The organism is Pseudomonas sp. CF161, assembly GCF_000416215.1.
Taxonomy (GTDB): domain Bacteria; phylum Pseudomonadota; class Gammaproteobacteria; order Pseudomonadales; family Pseudomonadaceae; genus Aquipseudomonas.
Window position 1 is genome coordinate 95796 of sequence record NZ_ATLP01000107.1, and the last position, 19345, is coordinate 115140.

At 62.2% G+C, this 19345-nt stretch carries 20 protein-coding genes; all 20 read right to left on the bottom strand.

The genetic code is table 11. The features are described from left to right. Positions 1-108: 108 nt before the first annotated feature. On the bottom strand, positions 109-1428 hold the full coding sequence (gene flhF / locus CF161_RS24315) for a flagellar biosynthesis protein FlhF (RefSeq protein WP_020299276.1): 1320 nt from the start codon (positions 1426-1428) through the stop codon (positions 109-111). An 11-nt stretch (positions 1429-1439) separates the two neighbouring features. After that, the gene (gene flhA, locus CF161_RS24320) at positions 1440-3569 is read right to left on the bottom strand and encodes a flagellar biosynthesis protein FlhA (RefSeq protein WP_020299277.1); all 2130 of its coding nucleotides are present in this window, start codon (positions 3567-3569) and stop codon (positions 1440-1442) included. A 206-nt stretch (positions 3570-3775) separates the two neighbouring features. After that, entirely contained in the window at positions 3776-4912 is a 1137-nt protein-coding gene (gene flhB, locus CF161_RS24325) for a flagellar biosynthesis protein FlhB (protein WP_020299278.1), read from the bottom strand. 2 nt (positions 4913-4914) lie between these two features. Further along, positions 4915-5697, bottom strand: a complete 783-nt coding sequence (gene fliR, locus CF161_RS24330; protein WP_020299279.1) for a flagellar biosynthetic protein FliR — start codon at positions 5695-5697, stop codon at positions 4915-4917. A 3-nt stretch (positions 5698-5700) separates the two neighbouring features. Continuing rightward, a complete protein-coding gene (fliQ, locus tag CF161_RS24335; RefSeq protein ID WP_020299280.1) occupies positions 5701-5970 on the bottom strand; it encodes a flagellar biosynthesis protein FliQ in 270 nt (89 codons plus the stop codon). 23 nt (positions 5971-5993) lie between these two features. Then, positions 5994-6743 carry a flagellar type III secretion system pore protein FliP gene (fliP, locus tag CF161_RS24340; RefSeq protein WP_020299281.1) on the bottom strand — a complete coding sequence of 250 codons (750 nt, stop codon included), beginning with the start codon at positions 6741-6743 and terminating at the stop codon, positions 5994-5996. Next, entirely contained in the window at positions 6743-7138 is a 396-nt protein-coding gene (fliO, locus tag CF161_RS24345; protein WP_371106542.1) for a flagellar biosynthetic protein FliO, read from the bottom strand. Before fliO ends, fliP begins: the two co-directional genes overlap by 1 nt. Before the next feature lie 45 nt (positions 7139-7183). Then, entirely contained in the window at positions 7184-7645 is a 462-nt protein-coding gene (gene fliN / locus CF161_RS24350) for a flagellar motor switch protein FliN (RefSeq protein WP_043230301.1), read from the bottom strand. Between the two features lie 68 nt (positions 7646-7713). After that, on the bottom strand, positions 7714-8682 hold the full coding sequence (gene fliM / locus CF161_RS24355) for a flagellar motor switch protein FliM (RefSeq protein WP_020299284.1): 969 nt from the start codon (positions 8680-8682) through the stop codon (positions 7714-7716). Between the two features lie 9 nt (positions 8683-8691). Continuing rightward, complete coding sequence (gene fliL / locus CF161_RS24360) at positions 8692-9192, bottom strand: flagellar basal body-associated protein FliL (protein WP_020299285.1); 501 nt, start codon at positions 9190-9192, stop codon at positions 8692-8694. Between the two features lie 289 nt (positions 9193-9481). After that, a complete protein-coding gene (locus tag CF161_RS24365; protein WP_043230284.1) occupies positions 9482-10840 on the bottom strand; it encodes a flagellar hook-length control protein FliK in 1359 nt (452 codons plus the stop codon). Positions 10841-10947: 107 nt separating this feature from the next. Beyond that, a complete protein-coding gene (locus tag CF161_RS24370) occupies positions 10948-11292 on the bottom strand; it encodes an Hpt domain-containing protein (RefSeq protein WP_020299287.1) in 345 nt (114 codons plus the stop codon). A 30-nt stretch (positions 11293-11322) separates the two neighbouring features. After that, positions 11323-13029: a fused response regulator/phosphatase gene (locus tag CF161_RS24375; protein WP_043230303.1), complete on the bottom strand. Its 1707-nt coding sequence runs from the start codon at positions 13027-13029 to the stop codon at positions 11323-11325. 5 nt (positions 13030-13034) lie between these two features. Beyond that, positions 13035-13340 carry an STAS domain-containing protein gene (locus tag CF161_RS24380; RefSeq protein ID WP_020299289.1) on the bottom strand — a complete coding sequence of 102 codons (306 nt, stop codon included), beginning with the start codon at positions 13338-13340 and terminating at the stop codon, positions 13035-13037. Positions 13341-13426: 86 nt separating this feature from the next. Further along, entirely contained in the window at positions 13427-13876 is a 450-nt protein-coding gene (fliJ, locus tag CF161_RS24385; RefSeq protein WP_020299290.1) for a flagellar export protein FliJ, read from the bottom strand. A gap of 6 nt (positions 13877-13882) precedes the next feature. Continuing rightward, positions 13883-15241, bottom strand: coding sequence for a flagellar protein export ATPase FliI (gene fliI / locus CF161_RS24390; RefSeq protein ID WP_020299291.1), 1359 nt, complete (start codon positions 15239-15241; stop codon positions 13883-13885). Further along, positions 15231-16088 carry a flagellar assembly protein FliH gene (fliH, locus tag CF161_RS24395; RefSeq protein WP_020299292.1) on the bottom strand — a complete coding sequence of 286 codons (858 nt, stop codon included), beginning with the start codon at positions 16086-16088 and terminating at the stop codon, positions 15231-15233. The genes fliI and fliH overlap by 11 nt, the downstream gene beginning before the upstream one ends. Before the next feature lie 9 nt (positions 16089-16097). After that, a complete protein-coding gene (gene fliG / locus CF161_RS24400) occupies positions 16098-17117 on the bottom strand; it encodes a flagellar motor switch protein FliG (RefSeq protein ID WP_020299293.1) in 1020 nt (339 codons plus the stop codon). After that, on the bottom strand, positions 17110-18897 hold the full coding sequence (gene fliF / locus CF161_RS24405) for a flagellar basal-body MS-ring/collar protein FliF (RefSeq protein WP_020299294.1): 1788 nt from the start codon (positions 18895-18897) through the stop codon (positions 17110-17112). The genes fliG and fliF overlap by 8 nt, the downstream gene beginning before the upstream one ends. A 15-nt stretch (positions 18898-18912) precedes the next feature. Continuing rightward, complete coding sequence (gene fliE / locus CF161_RS24410; RefSeq protein ID WP_020299295.1) at positions 18913-19239, bottom strand: flagellar hook-basal body complex protein FliE; 327 nt, start codon at positions 19237-19239, stop codon at positions 18913-18915. Positions 19240-19345 lie beyond the last annotated feature (106 nt).

The following is a 19345-nucleotide window of genomic DNA, read 5'->3' on the forward strand; positions in this document are numbered from 1 at the left end:
ACCTTGTCTTACTTAGACGGGGCCACATAACTGGCTGCGCGTTCACCGTTGGAACAATGCATGGCAGACCATCGATGTAGATACGGTGCAATCTCTTCATGGCCACCCTCATCCAACCCGTTTTGCGGGGTTGTGATAGAGGTCCGCGAACATGTCGGCCATGGCTTCTTCGCTGGGTTCTTCCTGCATCTGCACGCTCACTGCGCGGCTGACCAACTGGTGCCGGCGCGGCAGGTGCAGATCGTCAGGAATCCGTGGCCCATCGGTCAGATAGGCAACGGGCAATTCATGACTGATCGCCAGGCTCAACACTTCACCGAGGCTGGCTGTTTCATCCAGTTTAGTCAGGATGCAACCGGCCAACCCGCAGCGCTTGTAGCTGTGATAGGCGGCGGTGAGCACCTGTTTCTGGCTGGTGGTGGCCAGGACCAGATAATTCTTCGATTTGATCCCGCGACCGGCCAGGCTTTCGAGCTGCATGCGCAGGGCCGGGTCGCTGGCTTGCAGGCCGGCGGTATCGATCAGCACCACACGCTTGCGCAACAGTGGGTCGAGCGCCTGCGCCAGGGACTGGCCCGGGTCGACATGGGTCACCGACACATTGAGGATGCGCCCCAGGGTCTTGAGCTGTTCCTGGGCACCGATACGGAAGCTGTCCATGCTCACCAGCGCGATATTGTGCGCGCCGTACTTGAGCACATAACGCGCCGCCAGCTTGGCCAGGGTGGTGGTCTTGCCCATGCCGGCAGGGCCGACCATGGCGATCACACCGCCCTCTTCCAAAGGCTCGACCTCAGGGGTCACGATCATCCGCGCCAGGTGCGCCAGCAGCATGCGCCAGGCCTGACGGGGTTCGTCGATTTCAGTCACCAGCGCCAGCAGGTCACGGGCCAGGGGGCCGGACAAGCCGATACGCTGCAGGCGACGCCAGAGGTTGGCCTGCTCCGGACGGCTGCCTTGCAGCTGACTCCAGGCCAGGGAACCAAGTTGGACTTCCAGCAGTTCGCGCAGGCCATTGAGTTCGAAGCGCATCGAATCGAACGCCCGCTGGTCCACGCCATCTGCCGCAACAGGGGCCGGCGCCGGACGGTGCGGCTCGGAAAAAGTCGGTTCGATCAGCGGCTCGGCTGCCGTCAGTGGCAGGCCGGCGAACAGCTGACGATTGGTCATGGCATCGCTGTCGCCACGCAGGCTCAATTCCGCCTGGGCGGTCACGATCCGCGACTGGGTCTTGCGCAGCTCATCCTCGAGCTCCATGTTCGGCACGCGCGGCGCCAGCGCCGACAGCTTGTAGTCGAGGGCAGCCGTCAGCTCGACACCGCCAGCAATGCGGCGGTTGCCGATAATGGCGGCCTCTGCGCCCAGCTCATCACGAACCAGTTTCATGGCCTGACGCATATCGGCGGCGAAAAAACGCTTAACTTGCATAACCCGTTACCTCAGCCGTTGGGCCCTACTGTCGCAACGATGGTCACTTGTTTGTTGTCAGGGATTTCCTGGTACGCCAACACATGCAAACCGGGGACTGCCAAACGTCCAAACCGTGAAAGCATTGCGCGTACCGGACCTGCCACCAACAGAATCACCGGTTGACCTTGCATCTCTTGACGCTGCGCCGCATCGATCAGCGAACGTTGCAGCTTTTCAGCCATGCTTGGCTCCAGCAGAACGCCTTCTTCCTGGCCTTGTCCTGCCTTCTGCAGACTATTGAGCAATATTTGTTCCAACCTTGGCTCCAAGGTGATCACAGGCAGCTCGGACTCAGTGCCTACAATGCTTTGGACGATGGCACGCGACAATCCGACGCGGACGGCGGCCACCAAAGCGGCAGTATCTTGACTCTTGGCGGCATTGTTCGCGATGGCCTCGGCAATGCTGCGAATGTCCCGTACCGGCACCTGTTCGGCGAGCAACGCCTGCAGCACCTTGAGCAACTGCGACAGCGACAGCACGCCCGGCACCAGCTCCTCGGCGAGTTTCGGCGAGCTCTTGGCCAACAGTTGCATCAACTGCTGGACTTCCTCGTGGCCGATCAACTCGCTGGAGTGCTTGTACAGAATCTGGTTGAGGTGAGTGGCGACCACGGTACTGGCGTCGACCACGGTGTAACCGAGGGACTGCGCCTGGGCCCGCTGGCTGATCTCGATCCACACCGCCTCCAGGCCAAAGGCCGGATCCCTGGCGGTGATGCCATTGAGCGAGCCGTAGACCTGCCCCGGATTGATCGCCAGCTCGCGATCAGGGTAGATCTCGGCCTCGGCCAGGATCACCCCCATCAGCGTCAAACGGTAAGCGCTGGGCGCCAGGTCAAGGTTGTCGCGGATGTGCACGGTCGGCATCAGGAAGCCCAGGTCCTGGGACAGCTTCTTGCGCACGCCCTTGATCCGCGCCAGCAACTGCCCACCCTGATTGCGATCCACCAGGGGGATCAGGCGGTAACCGACTTCCAGGCCGATCATGTCGATCGGCGTCACGTCATCCCAGCCAAGCTCTTTGGTTTCCATGGCCCGGGCCGGCGACGGCAGCAGTTCCTGCTGGCGTTTGACCTCTTGCAATGCCTGAACCTTGACCACGTTGTGCTTGCGCCACAGCAGGTAGGCGGCGCCACCGGCCACCGCCGCCATGGTCAGGAATGAAAAGTGCGGCATGCCGGGCACCAGGCCCATCACCGCCATCAGGCCGGCAGCGACTGCCAGGGCCTTGGGCGAGGTGAACATCTGGCGGGTGATCTGCTTGCCCATGTCTTCGGAGCCCGAAGCACGGGTCACCATGATCGCCGCCGCAGTCGACAGCAGCAGTGATGGCAATTGCGCCACCAAACCGTCACCAATGGTCAGCAAGGCGTAGACCCGGCCGGCGTCACCGAAGCTCATGCCGTGCTGGAAGATACCGACCGCCATGCCGCCGATCAGGTTGATAAACAGAATCAGCAGGCCGGCAATGGCGTCGCCACGCACGAATTTGCTGGCACCGTCCATCGAACCGTAGAACTCGGCCTCTTGCGCCACTTCCTGGCGGCGCAATTTGGCCTGGGGCTGGTCGATCAGGCCGGCGTTGAGGTCGGCGTCGATCGCCATCTGCTTGCCAGGCATCGCATCGAGGGTGAAACGTGCGCTCACCTCGGAAATCCGCCCGGCGCCCTTGGTCACCACGACGAAGTTGATGATCATCAGGATCGCGAACACCACGATACCGACCACGTAGTTACCGCCGATCACCACCTCACCGAAGGCCTGGATCACCTTGCCGGCCGCGGCATGACCGTCCTGGCCGTGGAGCATCACCACCCGGGTCGACGCTACGTTGAGCGCCAGGCGCAGCAGCGTGGCCACCAGCAGGATGGTCGGGAACACGGCGAAGTCCAGCGGACGCAGGGCGTACACGCAGACCAGCAGGACCACAATCGACAGCGCGATGTTGAAGGTGAAGAACACGTCCAGCAGAAACGGCGGGACGGGCAACATCATCATCGCCAGCATGACCAACAGCAACACCGGCACACCCAGATTGCCTCGTCCGAGGTCAGTCAGGTTGCTGCGAGCGCTGTTGAATAACTGAGTACGATCCACCGGTTTTCCCCGTTCCTTAAGCAAACTTTTGACGCCTGGAAGCGCCGCAGGACGGGTATTGCAAGAAGCCTTCCAACTTTTGCCCATGCGACAAAAGGCCCGCTAAGTCGCGGGCCACAGGGCTGAGGAAGGGCGCCGGGAACGGCGAATAGGCAGATACAGGCCATAGGCCATTTGGCGGACCGCGCTACCAATCACCTCGGGCGTCAGGAGTCGCGCCGCAAATCCGGCGGAATCGGCAGGTCCGTGAGCGGATCCGGGCGCTTGCCCTTGCCCGCACGGTGCTGGCGGATCTGGTAGACGTACGCCAGCACCTGGGCCACCGCCAGGTACAGGCCGGCCGGGATCTCTTCCTCAAGTTCGGTGGAGTAGAAAATCGAGCGCGCCAGGGCCGGCGACTCCAACAGCAGCACCTCATTGGCCACTGCGATTTCGCGGATCTTCAGCGCCAGGAAATCACTGCCCTTGGCCAGCAGCACCGGCGCCCCGCCCTTCTCGGCGTCGTACTTGAGCGCCACGGCGTAGTGAGTCGGGTTGGTAATGACCACATCGGCGTCGGGAATCGCCGCCATCATCCGCCGCTGGGACATCTCGCGCTGCAACTGGCGAATGCGTTGCTTGACCTCCGGCCGCCCCTCGTTGTCCTTGTGTTCGTCGCGCACTTCCTGCTTGGTCATCAGCAGTTTCTTGTGGCTCTGGTAGAGCTGCACCGGCACATCGACCGCGGCAATCAAGATCAGCCCGCAGGCCATCCACAAGGCGCTCCAGCCCACCAGTTGCAGGCTGTGGACCAGCGCCCGCTCCAGAGGCTCGTGAGCAATTTGCAGCAGATCGTCGATGTCCGCCAAGAGCACCGACAACGCCACGAACAGCACCAGCAGAAACTTGGCCAAGGCCTTGAGCAGCTCGATCAGCGCCGTCGAGGAGAACATCCGCTTCAGGCCACTGGCAGGATTCATGCGGCTGAACTTCGGCGCCAGGCTCTTGCCAGCAAACAACCAGCCGCCGAGGGAAATCGGGCCGATCACCGCCGCCAGAACCAAGGTCAGGAGCACCGGCTGCACCGCCAGAATCGCGATCTTGCCCGAATGCAGCAGGTAACGAGCCATGGCTCCGGTGTCGAGCACCACTTCGCGCGGCAGGGAAAAGTTCAGGCGCATGATTTCTTGCAGATCCAACGCCAGGCCGCCGCCGTAGACCAGCAGAGCACCGGTTCCCGCGAGCATGATCGCAAGGGTGTTGAGCTCCTTGGAACGGGCAATCTCGCCCTTCTCACGCGAGTCCTTCTTGCGCTTGTCCGTGGGGTCTTCTGTCTTGTCCTGACCGCTCTCGCTCTCTGCCATGGCTAACGCGCCTGAGCCAAACTGCGCAACAGCTGCAAGGCTTCAACGGCCAGCGGCTGGTACTGATTGAGGATATCGCCGAGGGTGACCCAGAAAATCACCAAGCCCAGCACCAGGGTCAAGGGAAAGCCGATAGAGAAGATGTTCAGTTGCGGCGCGGCGCGGGTCATGATGCCAAAGGCGATGTTCACCACCAGTAGTGCGGTGATCGCCGGCAACACCAGCAACATCGCCGCCCCCAGCACCCAGCCGAGCTTGCCCGCCAGCTCCCAGAAATGATTGACCAGCATGCCGCTGCCCACCGGCAAGGTGGTGAAGCTTTCGGTCAGCACCTCGAACACCACCAGATGGCCGTTCATGCCCAGGAACAGCAAGGTCACGAGCATGGTCAGGAACTGCCCGATCACCGCCGCCGAGACGCCGTTGGTAGGGTCGACCATCGAGGCGAAGCCCATGCCCATCTGAATCGAAATGATCTGCCCGGCCACCACAAAGGCCTGAAAGAACAGCTGCAGGGAAAAGCCCAGCAGCGCGCCGATGATCACCTGTTCGCCGATCAACAACAGCGCGCTCAAGTCCAGTGCGCGGACCTCGGGCATCGGCGGCAAGGCAGGCACCAACACCACAGTGATCGCCACCGCGAAATACAGGCGCACCCGCCGCGGCACCAGAGTCGTACCGAAGATCGGCATGGTCATCAGCACCGCCGTGATGCGAAACAGCGGCAACATGAAGGTCGCGACCCAGGTACTGATCTGGGTGTCGGTCAACGCCAGCAAGGACATGGGTCAGCCGATCAACTGCGGAATACTGCCGTACAGCTGCAGGATGTATTCCATGAAGGTCTGCACCAGCCAGGGGCCGGCGACGATCAGCGTGATCAGCATCACGATCAGGCGCGGCAGAAAGCTCAGGGTCTGTTCGTTGATCTGGGTCGCGGCCTGGAACATCGCCACCACCAGCCCCACCAGCAGACTGGGGACCACCAGCACCGCAACCATCATGGTGGTCAGCCACAGCGCTTCACGAAACAGGTCTACCGCAACTTCAGGAGTCATTGTGCATTACCCGAAAACAAGGTTTAGACACCACCGAAACTGCCCGCCAAGGTGCCGATGATCAGGGCCCAGCCATCCACCAGGACGAACAGCATGATCTTGAACGGCAGGGAAATGATCAGCGGCGACAGCATCATCATGCCCATGGCCATCAGCACGCTGGCCACCACCAGGTCGATGATCAGGAACGGGATGAAAATCATGAAACCGATCTGGAACGCGGTCTTCAGCTCCGAGGTGACAAAGGCCGGCACCAGGATGGTCAACGGCGCCTGATCGGGGGATGCGATATCCGTGCGCTTGGACAGACGCATAAACAGCTCCAGGTCGCTGCTGCGGGTCTGCGCCAGCATGAAGTCCTTGATCGGCACCTGGGCCTTGGCCACCGCATCCTGAGCCGAGAGCTTTTCCGCGAGGTAAGGCTGCAGCGCATCCTGGTTCACCCGGTCGAATACCGGGGCCATGATGAACATGGTCAAGAACAGCGCCATGCCGGTGAGAATCTGGTTCGACGGCGTCTGCTGCAAGCCCAGGGCCTGACGCAGAATCGAGAAGACGATGATGATCCGGGTAAAGCTGGTCATCAGCATGACGAACGCCGGGATAAAACTCAGCGCGGTCATGATCAGCAGGATTTGCAGGCTGACCGAGTACTCCTGCTGGCCGTTGGCCCCGGTCCCCAGGGTAATGGCCGGAATCGACAGCGGGTCGGCCGCGAACACCAACGGCGCGGCCAGCATCAGCGCCAGGGTAAAGATGATGCGCAATGCCATTACTTCTTATCCTTCTGATCCTTGCCCAACAGCTCCATCAGGCGCTGGGCAAACTCGGGTGTCGCCTGCTCGGTACTGGGCACCTGCACCGGCTCTTTCATCACGTGCAAGGCGGTGATGCTGCCCGGCGTCAGGCCAAGCAGGATCTGCTCGTTGCCGATCTGCACCAGCAGCAGCCGATCACGCGGCCCCAGGGCGCGGGAGCCGATCAGGTCGATCACCTGGCCCTTGCCCGCAGGCCCTGCCCGCTGCACACGGCGCAGCAACCAGGCCAGGAAGAAAATCAGCCCCAGCACCAGCAACAGGCCCAGCACCAGCTGACTCAATTGCCCGGCCACGCTGCCACTGCCGACAGGCAAGGGCGCCGCGGTCGACGCCACGGGCTCGGCCGCCATGACCATGGCCGGCAGGGCCAGCAACACACCGAGAAACCTTTTCACTCAGCGCAGCTTCTTGATGCGTTCGCTGGGGCTGATCACGTCAGTCAGGCGGATGCCGAACTTCTCGTTGACCACGACCACTTCGCCATGGGCGATCAGGGTGCCATTGACCAGCACATCCAGCGGCTCGCCGGCCAGACGATCGAGCTCGATCACCGACCCCTGGTTGAGCTGCAACAGGTTGCGAATATTAATATCGGTGCTGCCCACTTCCATGGAGATCGACACTGGAATATCCAGGATCACGTCCAGGTTCGGGCCTTCCAGGGTTACGGGTTCGTGGTTCTTCGGCACGCTGCCGAACTCTTCCATCGGCAGGCGGCCGGGGGCCGACGCATTGCCGGCATCGGCGGCCAGCAAGGCATCGATATCGTCCTGGCCAGCGTCACCGGTTTCTTCCAGGGCCGCAGCCCACTCATCGGCCAGGGCCTGGTCGTCTTGGGAATTCATATCGTTAGCCATCATTTGTCCTCGGCGGGCAACTCTTCAATCAGAAGCAGTCGTTTAAAAGCAAAAGAGTGAGGCGCCGCTTAGCGGCGCCCGATCGGCTCGACCACTTGCAGGGCCAGATTGCCCTTGTGGGAGCCCAGCTTGACCTTGAAGGCCGGCACGCCATTGGCGCGCATGATCATTTCGTCCGGCAATTCAACCGGGATCACATCACCCGGCTGCATGTGCAGAATGTCCCGCAGGCGCAATTGGCGACGGGCCACGGTGGCGCTTAGCGGTACATCGACATCCAGCACGTCTTCACGCAGCGCCTTGCTCCAGCGCTCGTCCTGGTCATCGAGGTCGGACTGGAAGCCGGCGTCGAGCATCTCGCGCACCGGCTCGATCATCGAGTACGGCATGGTCACGTGCAGGTCGCCGCCACCGCCGTCGAGTTCGATATGGAAGGTCGACACCACAATGGCTTCACTCGGGCCGACGATGTTGGCCATGGCCGGGTTCACTTCCGAGTTGATGTACTCGAAATTGACTTCCATGATCGCCTGCCAGGCCTCCTTCAAGTCGATGAAGGCCTGCTCCAGCACCATCCGCACCACACGCAACTCGGTCGGGGTGAACTCGCGACCTTCGATCTTGGCGTGACGGCCGTCACCGCCGAAGAAGTTGTCCACCAGCTTGAACACCAGCTTGGCGTCGAGGATGAACAAGGCCGTGCCGCGCAAGGGCTTGATCTTCACCAGGTTGAGGCTGGTAGGCACGTACAGCGAATGCACGTACTCGCCGAACTTCATCACCTGCACACCGCCCACCGCCACATCCGCCGAACGGCGCAGCATGTTGAACATGCTGATACGGGTGTAACGGGCAAAACGCTCGTTGATCATTTCCAGGGTCGGCATGCGTCCACGGACGATGCGATCCTGGCTGGTCAGGTCGTAGCTTTTGATGCTGCCGGGCTCGGCAGCACTATCGGTCTGTACCAGACCATCATCGACACCATGCAACAGCGCATCGATCTCATCCTGGGACAGCAGGTCCTGCACGGCCATGTCGAGTTCCTACTGCAGTACGAAGTTAGTGAAGAGCAACTGTTCGACCACCACTTTGCCGACCTCTTTCTGCGCCACTTCCTGCACGCTGGCGGTGGCCTTCTGGCGCAGCATTTCCTGGCCGACCGGGGTCGCAAGGGTGTCAAAGCTCTGCCCGGAGAACAGCATCACTAAATTATTGCGGATCACCGGCATGTGGACTTTGAGCGCATCCAGATCGGCCTGGTTACGCGCCAGCAGGGTAATGCTCACCTGCATGTAACGCTGCCGACCGTTCTGGTTGAAGTTGGCCACAAAGGCTGGCGCCATCGACTCGTAGATCGCCGCCGGCTTGACGTTGCTGGCCGCTTCCGGGGTCGGCGCGGGCTTGCTCTGGGCACTGTGCATGAAGTACCAGGTTGCCCCGACGGACAAGCCGATCGCCAACAACAAAGCGACAACAATCAAGAGGATAAGCTTGAGTTTGCTTTTCCCTGCGGGGGGTTTCTCTGCTGCTTCGCTCTTCGCCATGCCAATAATCCGTCACTATTCGGGTTTTCACAGTTGCACGCCTAGGCAAGAGCAAGTGTTATGCCAGATTTGTCAGAACGGTCATTGCCTTGATACACGCCCCACCATCGCCGCAGCCGGCAGCGGACGCCGGTGGTGATGAACGACGGTATCCACCGAGCGCATGACGGTGCTCAGGCGGGCCGGCGCCGCCTTCGGCAGCCGCTACAACGGTCGTGATATTCGGCAGGCAACGCGGCTCGCGCGGGTCAGGGCGACCCGCACGGCGAACAAGGTGGTGCGCTGGACGTCAGGCGTAATAGTCCACGGCACTGGAGCCAACCACGGACGTGGTGCTGGCGGCGATTTCCGCGACGCCCTGGGGCGTTTCATCATCCATGGCGTCCAGGCGACCACCATTGGCACTGCTGCCGCTGCTGCGGTTCTGGCCTTGTTGGGCCTGCTGCTCCTGCCCCTGCCAGCCACGGGACTGATCAGACACGTTGACGTCAACCTGGCCCATGCCCTGCTGGCTGAACATATCCCGCAGGCGGTGCATCTGCCCTTCCAGAGCCTCACGCACACCGGCGTGGGCACTCATGAAGCTGACCTGGGTCTGCTGGTCCGGAATCATATTGACCCGGATGTCCAGGCGCCCCAGCTCAGCCGGTTGCAACTGGATCTCCGCCGACTTGAGGTTGGTGGCAGAGAGGTACATGACCCGGTTCACCACTTCTTCGGTCCAGCCGCTCTGGTGCATGGCCAATGGCTGATTCACCGGGATCGCATTGGCGGTCTTGGGCGTGGCCGCCTGAGTCAGTGCCGCCAGGCGGTTGGCGAAGTCGTCGACCCGGGTATCGCTGGAGGCGCTTTTCAGGTCCTTCAGGCCATCGTCGATCAGGCCGCTGAAGGCCTTGTCGCCGCCTTGCTCGGTGCTGTCCTTGGCCGACTGCAGGTCAAGCATGCCCGCCATGCCATTGGCGAAGTTCTGCGCTGACGTCGGCTCGGCATCGGTTGGCGTCGCCGGTGCGTTTTTAGGTTGCGCCTGGCTGCTCGCCGACACATGCCCACCCTGCTCCATGGCCAGGCGCACGACCGGCAAGGCATCGAGCGGATCAGCTTCGGGATCGAACGCAGGCTCGGCCGCCACTGCCGGCGCGGCATTGCTCACCGTCGCCGCCACCAGCGGCGCCACTTCAACCTCTGGCGGCGTGGCCACCGGAGCCGGCGCTGCTTCAGCCACCACTACCGCAGGCACGGCTTGCGCGGCTTGCAGCAGGGCCGGGTCGAGGGTCGGATCCACGGGCAGCGCATCGGCCACCGGCGTATCGCTGGCACTCGAATCGTCGCTGGCGGCTTTGTCATCACTGCTGGCGGCCTTGTCGGCAGGCAAGGATTTGCCGCTATCGGCAACCGCAGGCTCGGGGGCGGCAGCCTTGTCGCTGGCGACATCCTTCTTGACACTGGTGTCCGCGCCCTTGTCGCGCGCCGGCTTGAGCGGGCCATCACTGGCGCTCTGAGCCTTGCTGGGGGACTGGTTGGCGTACACCTGGGCGAAGCTTGAGGCCTTATCCCCGGGCTCAGGAGCGTTCGCCACAGTATTGGCGGACGCGGCTTGAGTCTTGGCCTGTGTAGCGGCCTGAAGAAGCAGATTGGGGGCAAGTGGCATAACACGGTCTCCGCTGCACTGGGATCGTAGGTACAGGTAGAAGACAAGACTGCAAAGGTCGAGCCAGCTTTTGCCTTACCCCGATAAATTCCCCAGCCACGAAGCCTTCAGCAGTGAAAGCGCTGCCGCTCCTGCTCGCACAGGCTGCGGACAATGGCGAATTCACCGTCGATTTCGCCGACCAGCTTTTCGATCCCCGAAAGCGACGGCTGTTTGGCGCGCTGCTCCAGCTCATGGCACAACTGCGCCAGGCGAGTCGCACCCATATTGCTGCTGCTGCCCTTGAAGCTGTGGGCAGTGGCGACCAGCTCGCCGGCATCGTCGGCGTGACGCAGCACACGCAGGCGCTCCTCGGAATCACAGAGGAAGGTCTCCAGCAGCACCGGATACTCCTCCTCCATGACCTCCTGCAATGCGCTCAATACGTTGTGGTCCAGATGAATCTCAGCCACTTGTTCACTCCTTGATCAAGAATCGACGGATTATGCCTGAGCCTCCCAGGAAAACTCCACGCAGGCACTGCGACCATTGTCTGACCAACTGGCCCGGCGGCTCAGTTGCCGGACCAGGCTCACCCCTCGCCCGGACAGCCGGTCGGTGTCGTGAGGCCTGGCCATGACCCGTTCGATATCAAACCCCTTGCCACTGTCTTCGACCCGGATGGTCAGGCAACCACCGGTCGCTTGTGGAACCACTTGCAGATGCACCCGGACAAAACCTTCCTGCAACTCGGCCAGGCGCGCGCCACGTTCACGGTAGTAACGGGCAAAACCCTGGGCGTCTCGCTTGAGGCTCGAATCCAGGCCCAGCACCCCGTGCTCCAGGGCATTGGAATACAACTCGGCCAGCACACTGTAGAGCGCCCCGCTCTGGGCCCGCAGCCCATGCACCTCCAACAGCAACTGCAGCAAGTACGGCAACGGGTTGTAGCGCTTGAGGGTGGCCGCGCGAAATTCGAAACTCAGCGACCAGTCCAGGGGACAGGACTGGCCGCTGTCGGAATACACCAGGCTCGGCGGTCGCAGTTGCGTCGGCTCCAGCAGGCCGACTTCGACCATGCTCACATCATCACGCACCTGGCCGCCAAAATCGGCCAGGGCCTGCTGGATCTCCTCGAACAGGCTGTCGATGTGCCGGTTGGCGGCAAACACCTGCTGCAAGCGCTCGGCGCCAAACAATTGATCGTCGGCATCGCCGGTATCGATGACCCCGTCGGACAACAGGAACACCCGATCCCCCCGGGCCATGGGCCAGACCTCGGTACGATCGTCGAAGGCGTCGGCCCCAAGCACGCCCAGGGGCAGATGCCGGGACACCAGCGGCGTGCGCACTCCGCTTTCCAGGCAGTGCAGGTAGCCATCGGGCATGCCGCCGTTCCAGACTTCCACTGCGCGCCGCTGGAAACTCAGGCTGAGCAGGGTCGCGCAACAGAACATGTCCACGGGCAGGATGCGCTTGAGCTTGGCATTCATCTCCCGCAGGGTTTCCGCCAGGCCATAACCCTTGGCCGTCATGCCATAGAACACTTCGGCCAGGGGCATGGCGCCAACAGCCGCAGGCAAGCCGTGCCCGGTGAAATCCCCCAGCAGGATATGCATGTCGCCGGCCGGGGTGAACGCCGCCAGCAGCAGGTCGCCATTGAATAGCGCGTAGGGCGATTGCAGATAACGGATATTCGGCGCGTCGAGGCAGCCGGAGTGCGCCACCTTGTCGAACACCGCCTTGGCCACCCGCTGCTCGTTGAGCAGGTAGTCGTGGTGGCGGATGATCTGGTCGCGCTGCTGGAGCACCGTGTCCTGCAAGCGGCGCAGGCGATCCATGGCCTTGATCTTGGCCGCCAGGATCACCGGGTTGTAGGGCTTTGCCAGAAAGTCATCGCCGCCCGCCTCCAGGCATTGGGCCAGGCCTTCACTCTCGGTCATCGAGGTCAGGAAAATAATCGGCACCAGCGCTTCGCCGGCCAATTGCTTGATCTGCCGGGCCGCTTCGAAACCGTCCATCACCGGCATGATCGCGTCCATCAGCACCAACTGCGGCCGCTCGCGTTCGAACAGCGCCACCGCTTCGGCGCCATTGGCGGCGGTCAGCACTTCATGCCCCTGGCGGCGGACGATACTCGATAGCAACAGGCGATCGGCCGCGCCGTCCTCGGCAATCAGGACACACAACGGCCGCGCCATCGAACGCATATCGATCAACTGATATCGAAAAGTTTGTCGAAGTTGGAAATCGCCAGGATCTTGCGCACATCCGAATTGCTGTTGATCACCCGTACGTCGGAGTCGTCGCCCCCGGCGTGATCACGCAGCAGCAACAGCATGCCCAGGGCCGAGCTGTCGAGGTAGGTGGCGTCCTTGAGGTCGACCACGATGGAGTCGGGCTTCTGATTCAGGCGCTCGTAGGACTCACGAAACTCCTGATGCCGACCGAAATCGAACCGGCCCTTGATGGAGATCGTAAGCGTTTGCCCATCCGGGGACACTTCAGTAACGACTGACATAAGACTGCTTCCTTGTCATTGGCAACGTGCAGAAGGTTTAGCACCCCCACGGCACATGGACAACTCGCAGTAGCAAAATGCGCGGATCAGTACTGATCTTGACGGGGCAGGCGCTGGGAAAGTTCATCGAGCAGCTTCTGTTCGCGCTTGTCTTCCAACTGCCTGGCCTCATCGACATAACGCTGCACCAGCTTGCGCAGCCCTTCGACCCGGGCATAGGCCTGCTGCCAGGTCTCCCGCGCACGATTGAGGTTGGTCTGGTGCCAGACCAGGCTCTGGCGCTGCTGGGCCACGGCCGTTTCCAGCTGGTTGAGGAAGTGCTGGTAATTCATCAGCCACTGCCCGGACACGCCGTGGCTGCCACGGTCGATCCATTGCTGCTGGTATTCGCTACGGAAGCGCTCAAGGTCGCCGAGCTTGCTTTCCGCCAGACGCACCTGGCCCTGGAAGTGCCCCAGGCGCTGGGCGGCGGTGCGTTCGGCGTTTTGCGCCATGTCGACCACCGGCGCCAGGCGCGCGGCGCGGCTGTTAGCCATGGCCTATCAACCCCCGGGCGCGGGAGCGAAGACCATCTCCAGATGGGTCTCGCTTTCGCCCAGGCTGATGCTGTCGTTCAGGCCTTGGCGCAGGTACACCACCATCGACGGCTGCAAGGCGATTGCGGTATCGGTTTCCCGGTCGCCGCCCGGCACATAGGCGCCGACGCTGATCAGGTCGCGCGCCTGCTGGTAGCGCGACCACAGCTGCTTGAAGTACTGGGCCCGATTCATGTGCTCGGGGGTCACCACCGCCGGCATGACCCGGCTGATGGAGGCTTCGATATCGATGGCCGGGTAATGACCTTCTTCGGCCAGGCGCCGCGACAGCACGATATGGCCGTCGAGCACGCCCCGCGCCGCGTCGGCGATCGGGTCCTGCTGGTCATCGCCTTCGGACAGCACGGTATAGAACGCGGTGATCGAACCACCCCCGGCCTCGGCATTACCGGCGCGCTCCACCAACTTCGGCAGCTTGGCGAATACCGAAGGCGGATAGCCCTTGGTCGCCGGCGGCTCGCCGATGGCCAGGGCGATTTCCCGCTGGGCCTGGGCAAAACGGGTCAGGGAGTCCATCAGCAACAGGACATTCTTGCCCTTGTCGCGAAAATATTCGGCGATCCGCGTGCAGTACATGGCTGCACGCAGGCGCATCAGCGGCGCATCGTCGGCGGGCGAAGCGACTACCACCGAACGCTTGAGCCCTTCTTCACCGAGGATGTGCTCGATGAATTCCTTGACCTCACGACCCCGCTCGCCGATCAACCCGACCACGATAATGTCGGCCTCTGTGAAGCGGGTCATCATGCCCAGCAGCACACTCTTGCCCACGCCGGTACCGGCGAACAGGCCCAGGCGCTGGCCGCGGCCGACCGTCAATAAACCGTTGATCGAACGAATGCCAACGTCAAGGGGCTGGCTGATGGGGTCGCGCTTGAGTGGGTTGATGGTCGGGCCATCCATGGGCACCCAGTCTTCGGCCTTCATTCCGCCCTTGCCATCCAAGGCGCGACCGGCACCGTCAAGCACCCGCCCGAGCATGCTCATGCCCATCGGCAGGCGCCCGGTATCCGCCAGGGGCACCACGCGGGCTCCCGGGGCGATGCCAGCGACGCTGCCCACCGGCATCAGAAACACCTTCGCGCCGGAGAAGCCCATGACCTCGGCCTCGACCTGTACCGGGTGGTAGCTGTCGTCGTTGATCACCAGGCAGCGAGTGCCCATGGCGGCGCGCAGGCCCTCGGCTTCGAGGGTCAGGCCCACCATGCGCAACAGGCGCCCTTCGAGAATGGGTTGGCCAGGCAATTCGCTGGCCTCGGCATAACTGCCAAGGCGCTTGCCGAAGCTGGTGCGCTCAAGGCGCATTGGCAGGCTCCGAATCCGGCTCCGAGCCCGGCTCCGACGGCATCGCTGGCGTGCCCTCGGTGGCCGGCTCGGCCTCGGCGACCGGCGTTGCCGTCGCCCCCAGCTCAAGGCTCAGGTCGGCCGGCGCCGGATGCAGCACCTGCTCGTGCAACTGGTCATCGAGCTGGTCCATGATCTTGGCAATACGCGTCTCGATGGTCGCATCGATCCGGCTGTGCTCGGTCTCGACCCGGCAGCCGCCCGGCAACATGGCTTCGTCCTCGACGATGCGCCAGGTTTCCTCATGGCGTTCGCGCAGGCTTTTGACCTGCTCGAAATCCTGCGGATTGACGTACAGGCGCACATTGCCCACACCCAGCGGCAGCAGCTTGAGGGCTTCGCGCATGACGTGTTCGATCTGCGTGGAGTCCATCGCCAGCTCACGCTGGATCACTTGCCGGGCGACATGCTTGACCAGGCCCACCAGGGACTTCTCGATCTGCGCGTCCTGCTCGGCGATAGGCTCGAACAGGTTGCTCATCAGCAGCTCAAGGCTTTGCAGCTTGACGCCCAGGGCCGCGTCGGCTTCCTGGCGAACCTTGAGCGTGGTGCTGTGGAAACCCTCTTTTTCGCCGGTGGCAAAACCTTCGTTGTAGGCTTCCTGACGAATGCTTTCGAGCTCTTCCAGGGTCAGTGGCTGGACTTCATCCAGCGGCACTTCTTCCATCTGCGCCGGCGGTTCTTCTTCCGGCTCAGGCTCGGGTTCGGGTTGATGCGGGTCGAAGCTGGGCAGCGACCAGACGTCGAAACCTCCGACGTCCCGGGCGCGAATCAGGTCGCTGGGGGATTCATCACTGCTGGACGACATAAAGCGACCTTAGATCATTTCTTCGCCGCCCTTCCCGCCGAGAACGATTTCTCCGGCTTCGGCCATACGGCGGGCAATGGTGAGGATTTCCTTCTGCGCGGTTTCCACATCGCTGACGCGCACCGGGCCCTTGGCCTCGAGGTCGTCGCGCAACAGTTCGGCAGCCCGCTTGGACATGTTCTTGAAGATCTTTTCCTTGACGCCTTCGTCCGACCCCTTGAGGGCCAGCACCAGCACATCGGAAGACACTTCGCGCAACAGCGCCTGGATTCCACGGTCGTCGACATCGGACAGGTTATTGAAGACGAACATGAGGTCTTCGATCTGACCGGACAGGTCTTCGTCGACTTCGCGAATCGAATCCATCAACTGACCTTCGATCGAGCTGTCGAGGAAGTTCATGATGTCGGCCGCGCGCTTGATGCCACCCAAGGTGGTGCGCGAGGCATTGGAGTTGCCGGAGAACTGCTTCTCGAGAATCTGGTTCAGCTCTTTCAGGGCGGCAGGCTGCACGGTATTGAGCGAGGAAACCCGCAAAATGATGTCCAGGCGCGCCTTATGGTCGAAGTTGCCCAGCACTTCACCGGCCTGGTCGGGGTCGAGGTACGCCACGACGATGGCCTGGATCTGCGGGTGCTCGTAACGGATCACGTCCGCCACGGCGCGCGGCTCCATCCACTTCAGACTGTCCAGGCCGCTGGTGTTGCCGCCCAGGAGGATGCGGTCGATCAGGCCGTTGGCCTTGTCTTCGCCCAGCGCCTGGGTGAGCATTTTACGCACGTAGTCATCGGAACCTACGCCCAGGCTGGTCTGATCGCCGACGATGTCGACAAACTCGCTCATCACCTGTTCGACCTGCTCGCGGTGCACGTTGCCCATCTGGGCCATGGCCACACCCACCCGCTGGACCTCCTTGGGCCCCATGTGGCGCAGCACTTGCGCAGCATCGGTGGAGCCCAGGGACAGCAGCAGAATCGCGGCTTTGTCGACCCGGGTCAGTTTGGCGGTAGCGACTCGGTTATCACTCATCTGCGTTAATCCACTCTTTCACGACCTGAGCCACACGACCCGGGTCTTCAGCCACCAGACTCTTGATCGCGTTCAATTGAGCGTCATAGCCTTCGCTCGGGCTAGGCAGCAGGATGCTTTGCGGACCGCCGAGGCTGACACGGTCGTTGGCCAACTCGCCATCCAGACCGCCCATGCCACCCAGTTCGACATCGCTGCCCAGGCCTGCCAATTGCTTGCCTTTGCCGCCGCCGGTGATGTTGTTGAGCACCGGACGCAGAACACCGAACACCAACAACAGGATGAACAGTACGCCCAACACCTGTTTGACGATGTCCCAGAACCACGGCTGCGAGTAGAACGGAATATCGGCAATCACTTCAGCGCGCTCGGCCGAGAACGGCACGTTGATCACGCTGACACTGTCACCACGACTGGCATCGAAGCCCACCGCGTCCTGCACCAGGCGCGTGAAGCGCGCCAATTCATCGGCGCTCCACGGCGCACGGCTGGTTTCGCCGTTGGCAGCGTTGACCTTGACCTGATCGTCGACCACAACGGCGACCGACAGGCGATTGAGGCGACCCTGCTGCTGCTTGGTGTGGCTGATGGAACGGTCGAGCTCGAAATTCTTGGTCGATTGTTGACGCTTGTCGGCCGGATACGGTGCCAGCATCGGCTGGCCGGTGGCCGGGTCCATGATCTGTTGGCCGTTGGCGTCGAGCAGTGGCTGGCCTGGCTGCACCATGCCGGCCGAAGCGGTGGCGCCGCCGGTGGTTTGCGGCGCCGAAGCGGGCGCCGGCGGCTGGTTGCTCAAGGCCCCCGGCACACCTTGCGGGCCATTGCTGGCGGTGCGTTGTTCGTTGACCGACTGCTCGCTGCGCAGCGCAGGCTGGTCCGGGTTGAACTGCTCGGACGTCGATTCGACCGCGCTGAAGTCCACATCAGCGGACACTTCAGCCTTGTAGCGATCGTTACCCAGCACCGGCTGCAGGATGTTGTGCACCCGCTGGGTCAGCATGCTTTCCATGCGGCGGCTGTAATCGAATTGCTTGCCGGCCATGGTCAGTTCGGAGTTTTCCGCGAGATCGGAGAGCAGGTTGCCCTTCTGGTCGACCACGGTGATCTGCGACTTGCTCAGCTCGGGAACGCTGGTGGCCACCAGGTTGATGATCGCCAGCACCTGGCCGGGCTCCAGGGAGCGACCGGAATACAGTTCCACCAGTACCGAAGCGCTGGGCTTGCGCTCGTCGCGCACAAACACCGAGCTTTTCGGAATCGCCAGGTGCACGCGGGCGCCCTTGACGTTGTTCAGGCTGGAAATGGTCCGCGCCAGTTCGCCTTCCAGGCCGCGACGATAACGAGTCGCTTCCATGAACTGGCTGGTACCCAGGCCTTGTTCCTTATCGAGAATTTCAAAGCCGATATTGCCGTCACCCGGAGCCACGCCGGCAGCGGCGAGTTTCAGGCGCGCACGGGACAGGTCTTCGGACTTGACCAGCAAAGCCCCGGAGTTGGGCTCGACGGTGTAGGGAATGTCAGCGGAGGCCAGGGTGTCCATCACCTGCTTGGCATCCATGCCGGCAAGGCTGCCGTACAACGGACGGTAATCGGGCTGCTGAGACCACAGCACCACGGCAAAACCAATCGCCACGCTCGCCGCCAGACCGACCAGAAGGCCTACCTGACGCAGCATGGTCATCTCGGAGAGGTTTTCCAGGAAGGACAGCCCGAACAGCGGCGGTTTGCCGTCTATCGGGGTGGCCTTGGCCGGTACGTTATCGGCGACTGCTTCTGCCATGACTCAATCTCGTCCTTAAACCGGCATCTGCATGATGTCTTGGTACGCCTGAACCAGCTTGTTGCGCACCTGGGTCAACGCCTGGAACGACACACTGGCTTTCTGTGAGGAAATCATCACATCGGTCAGATCCACGCCGCTTTTGCCAATCTCGAAGGCGCTGGCCAACTGGTTGGAAGCCTGCTGGGTATCGCTGACCTTGTTCACCGCTTGCCCGAGCATGTCGGAGAAGCTGCTGCCGCTGATTTGTGGCACGGCGGCCGATTTTGGCTGAGACATGGCGTCCATTTGCATGGCCCGCATGTCCAACATCAATCGATTAAATTCAATACCCTGGCTCATGCTCTACTCTCTCTGACGACCCGCAATTTTTTGACACTCACTCAGCGGTTAGTGAGGTGTTAGCAACAAGGGTGCCAGCTCCATGGCCACGCCGAACAAAAGCCCA

Excerpts from the sequence above, each read along its gene's own strand:
- flhF (WP_020299276.1), bottom strand. The coding sequence starts at position 1,428 with ATGCAAGTTAAGCGTTTTTTCGCCGCCGATATGCGTCAGGCCATGAAA.
- flhB (WP_020299278.1), bottom strand. The coding sequence starts at position 4,912 with ATGGCAGAGAGCGAGAGCGGTCAGGACAAGACAGAAGACCCCACGGAC.
- fliR (WP_020299279.1), bottom strand. The coding sequence starts at position 5,697 with ATGTCCTTGCTGGCGTTGACCGACACCCAGATCAGTACCTGGGTCGCG.
- fliQ (WP_020299280.1), bottom strand. The coding sequence starts at position 5,970 with ATGACTCCTGAAGTTGCGGTAGACCTGTTTCGTGAAGCGCTGTGGCTG.
- fliP (WP_020299281.1), bottom strand. The coding sequence starts at position 6,743 with ATGGCATTGCGCATCATCTTTACCCTGGCGCTGATGCTGGCCGCGCCG.
- fliO (WP_371106542.1), bottom strand. The coding sequence starts at position 7,138 with ATGGCGGCCGAGCCCGTGGCGTCGACCGCGGCGCCCTTGCCTGTCGGC.
- fliN (WP_043230301.1), bottom strand. The coding sequence starts at position 7,645 with ATGGCTAACGATATGAATTCCCAAGACGACCAGGCCCTGGCCGATGAG.
- fliM (WP_020299284.1), bottom strand. The coding sequence starts at position 8,682 with ATGGCCGTGCAGGACCTGCTGTCCCAGGATGAGATCGATGCGCTGTTG.
- fliL (WP_020299285.1), bottom strand. The coding sequence starts at position 9,192 with ATGGCGAAGAGCGAAGCAGCAGAGAAACCCCCCGCAGGGAAAAGCAAA.
- CF161_RS24365 (WP_043230284.1), bottom strand. The coding sequence starts at position 10,840 with ATGCCACTTGCCCCCAATCTGCTTCTTCAGGCCGCTACACAGGCCAAG.
- CF161_RS24375 (WP_043230303.1), bottom strand. The coding sequence starts at position 13,029 with ATGCGTTCGATGGCGCGGCCGTTGTGTGTCCTGATTGCCGAGGACGGC.
- CF161_RS24380 (WP_020299289.1), bottom strand. The coding sequence starts at position 13,340 with ATGTCAGTCGTTACTGAAGTGTCCCCGGATGGGCAAACGCTTACGATC.
- fliJ (WP_020299290.1), bottom strand. The coding sequence starts at position 13,876 with ATGGCTAACAGCCGCGCCGCGCGCCTGGCGCCGGTGGTCGACATGGCG.
- fliI (WP_020299291.1), bottom strand. The coding sequence starts at position 15,241 with ATGCGCCTTGAGCGCACCAGCTTCGGCAAGCGCCTTGGCAGTTATGCC.
- fliH (WP_020299292.1), bottom strand. The coding sequence starts at position 16,088 with ATGTCGTCCAGCAGTGATGAATCCCCCAGCGACCTGATTCGCGCCCGG.
- fliG (WP_020299293.1), bottom strand. The coding sequence starts at position 17,117 with ATGAGTGATAACCGAGTCGCTACCGCCAAACTGACCCGGGTCGACAAA.
- fliF (WP_020299294.1), bottom strand. The coding sequence starts at position 18,897 with ATGGCAGAAGCAGTCGCCGATAACGTACCGGCCAAGGCCACCCCGATA.
- fliE (WP_020299295.1), bottom strand. The coding sequence starts at position 19,239 with ATGAGCCAGGGTATTGAATTTAATCGATTGATGTTGGACATGCGGGCC.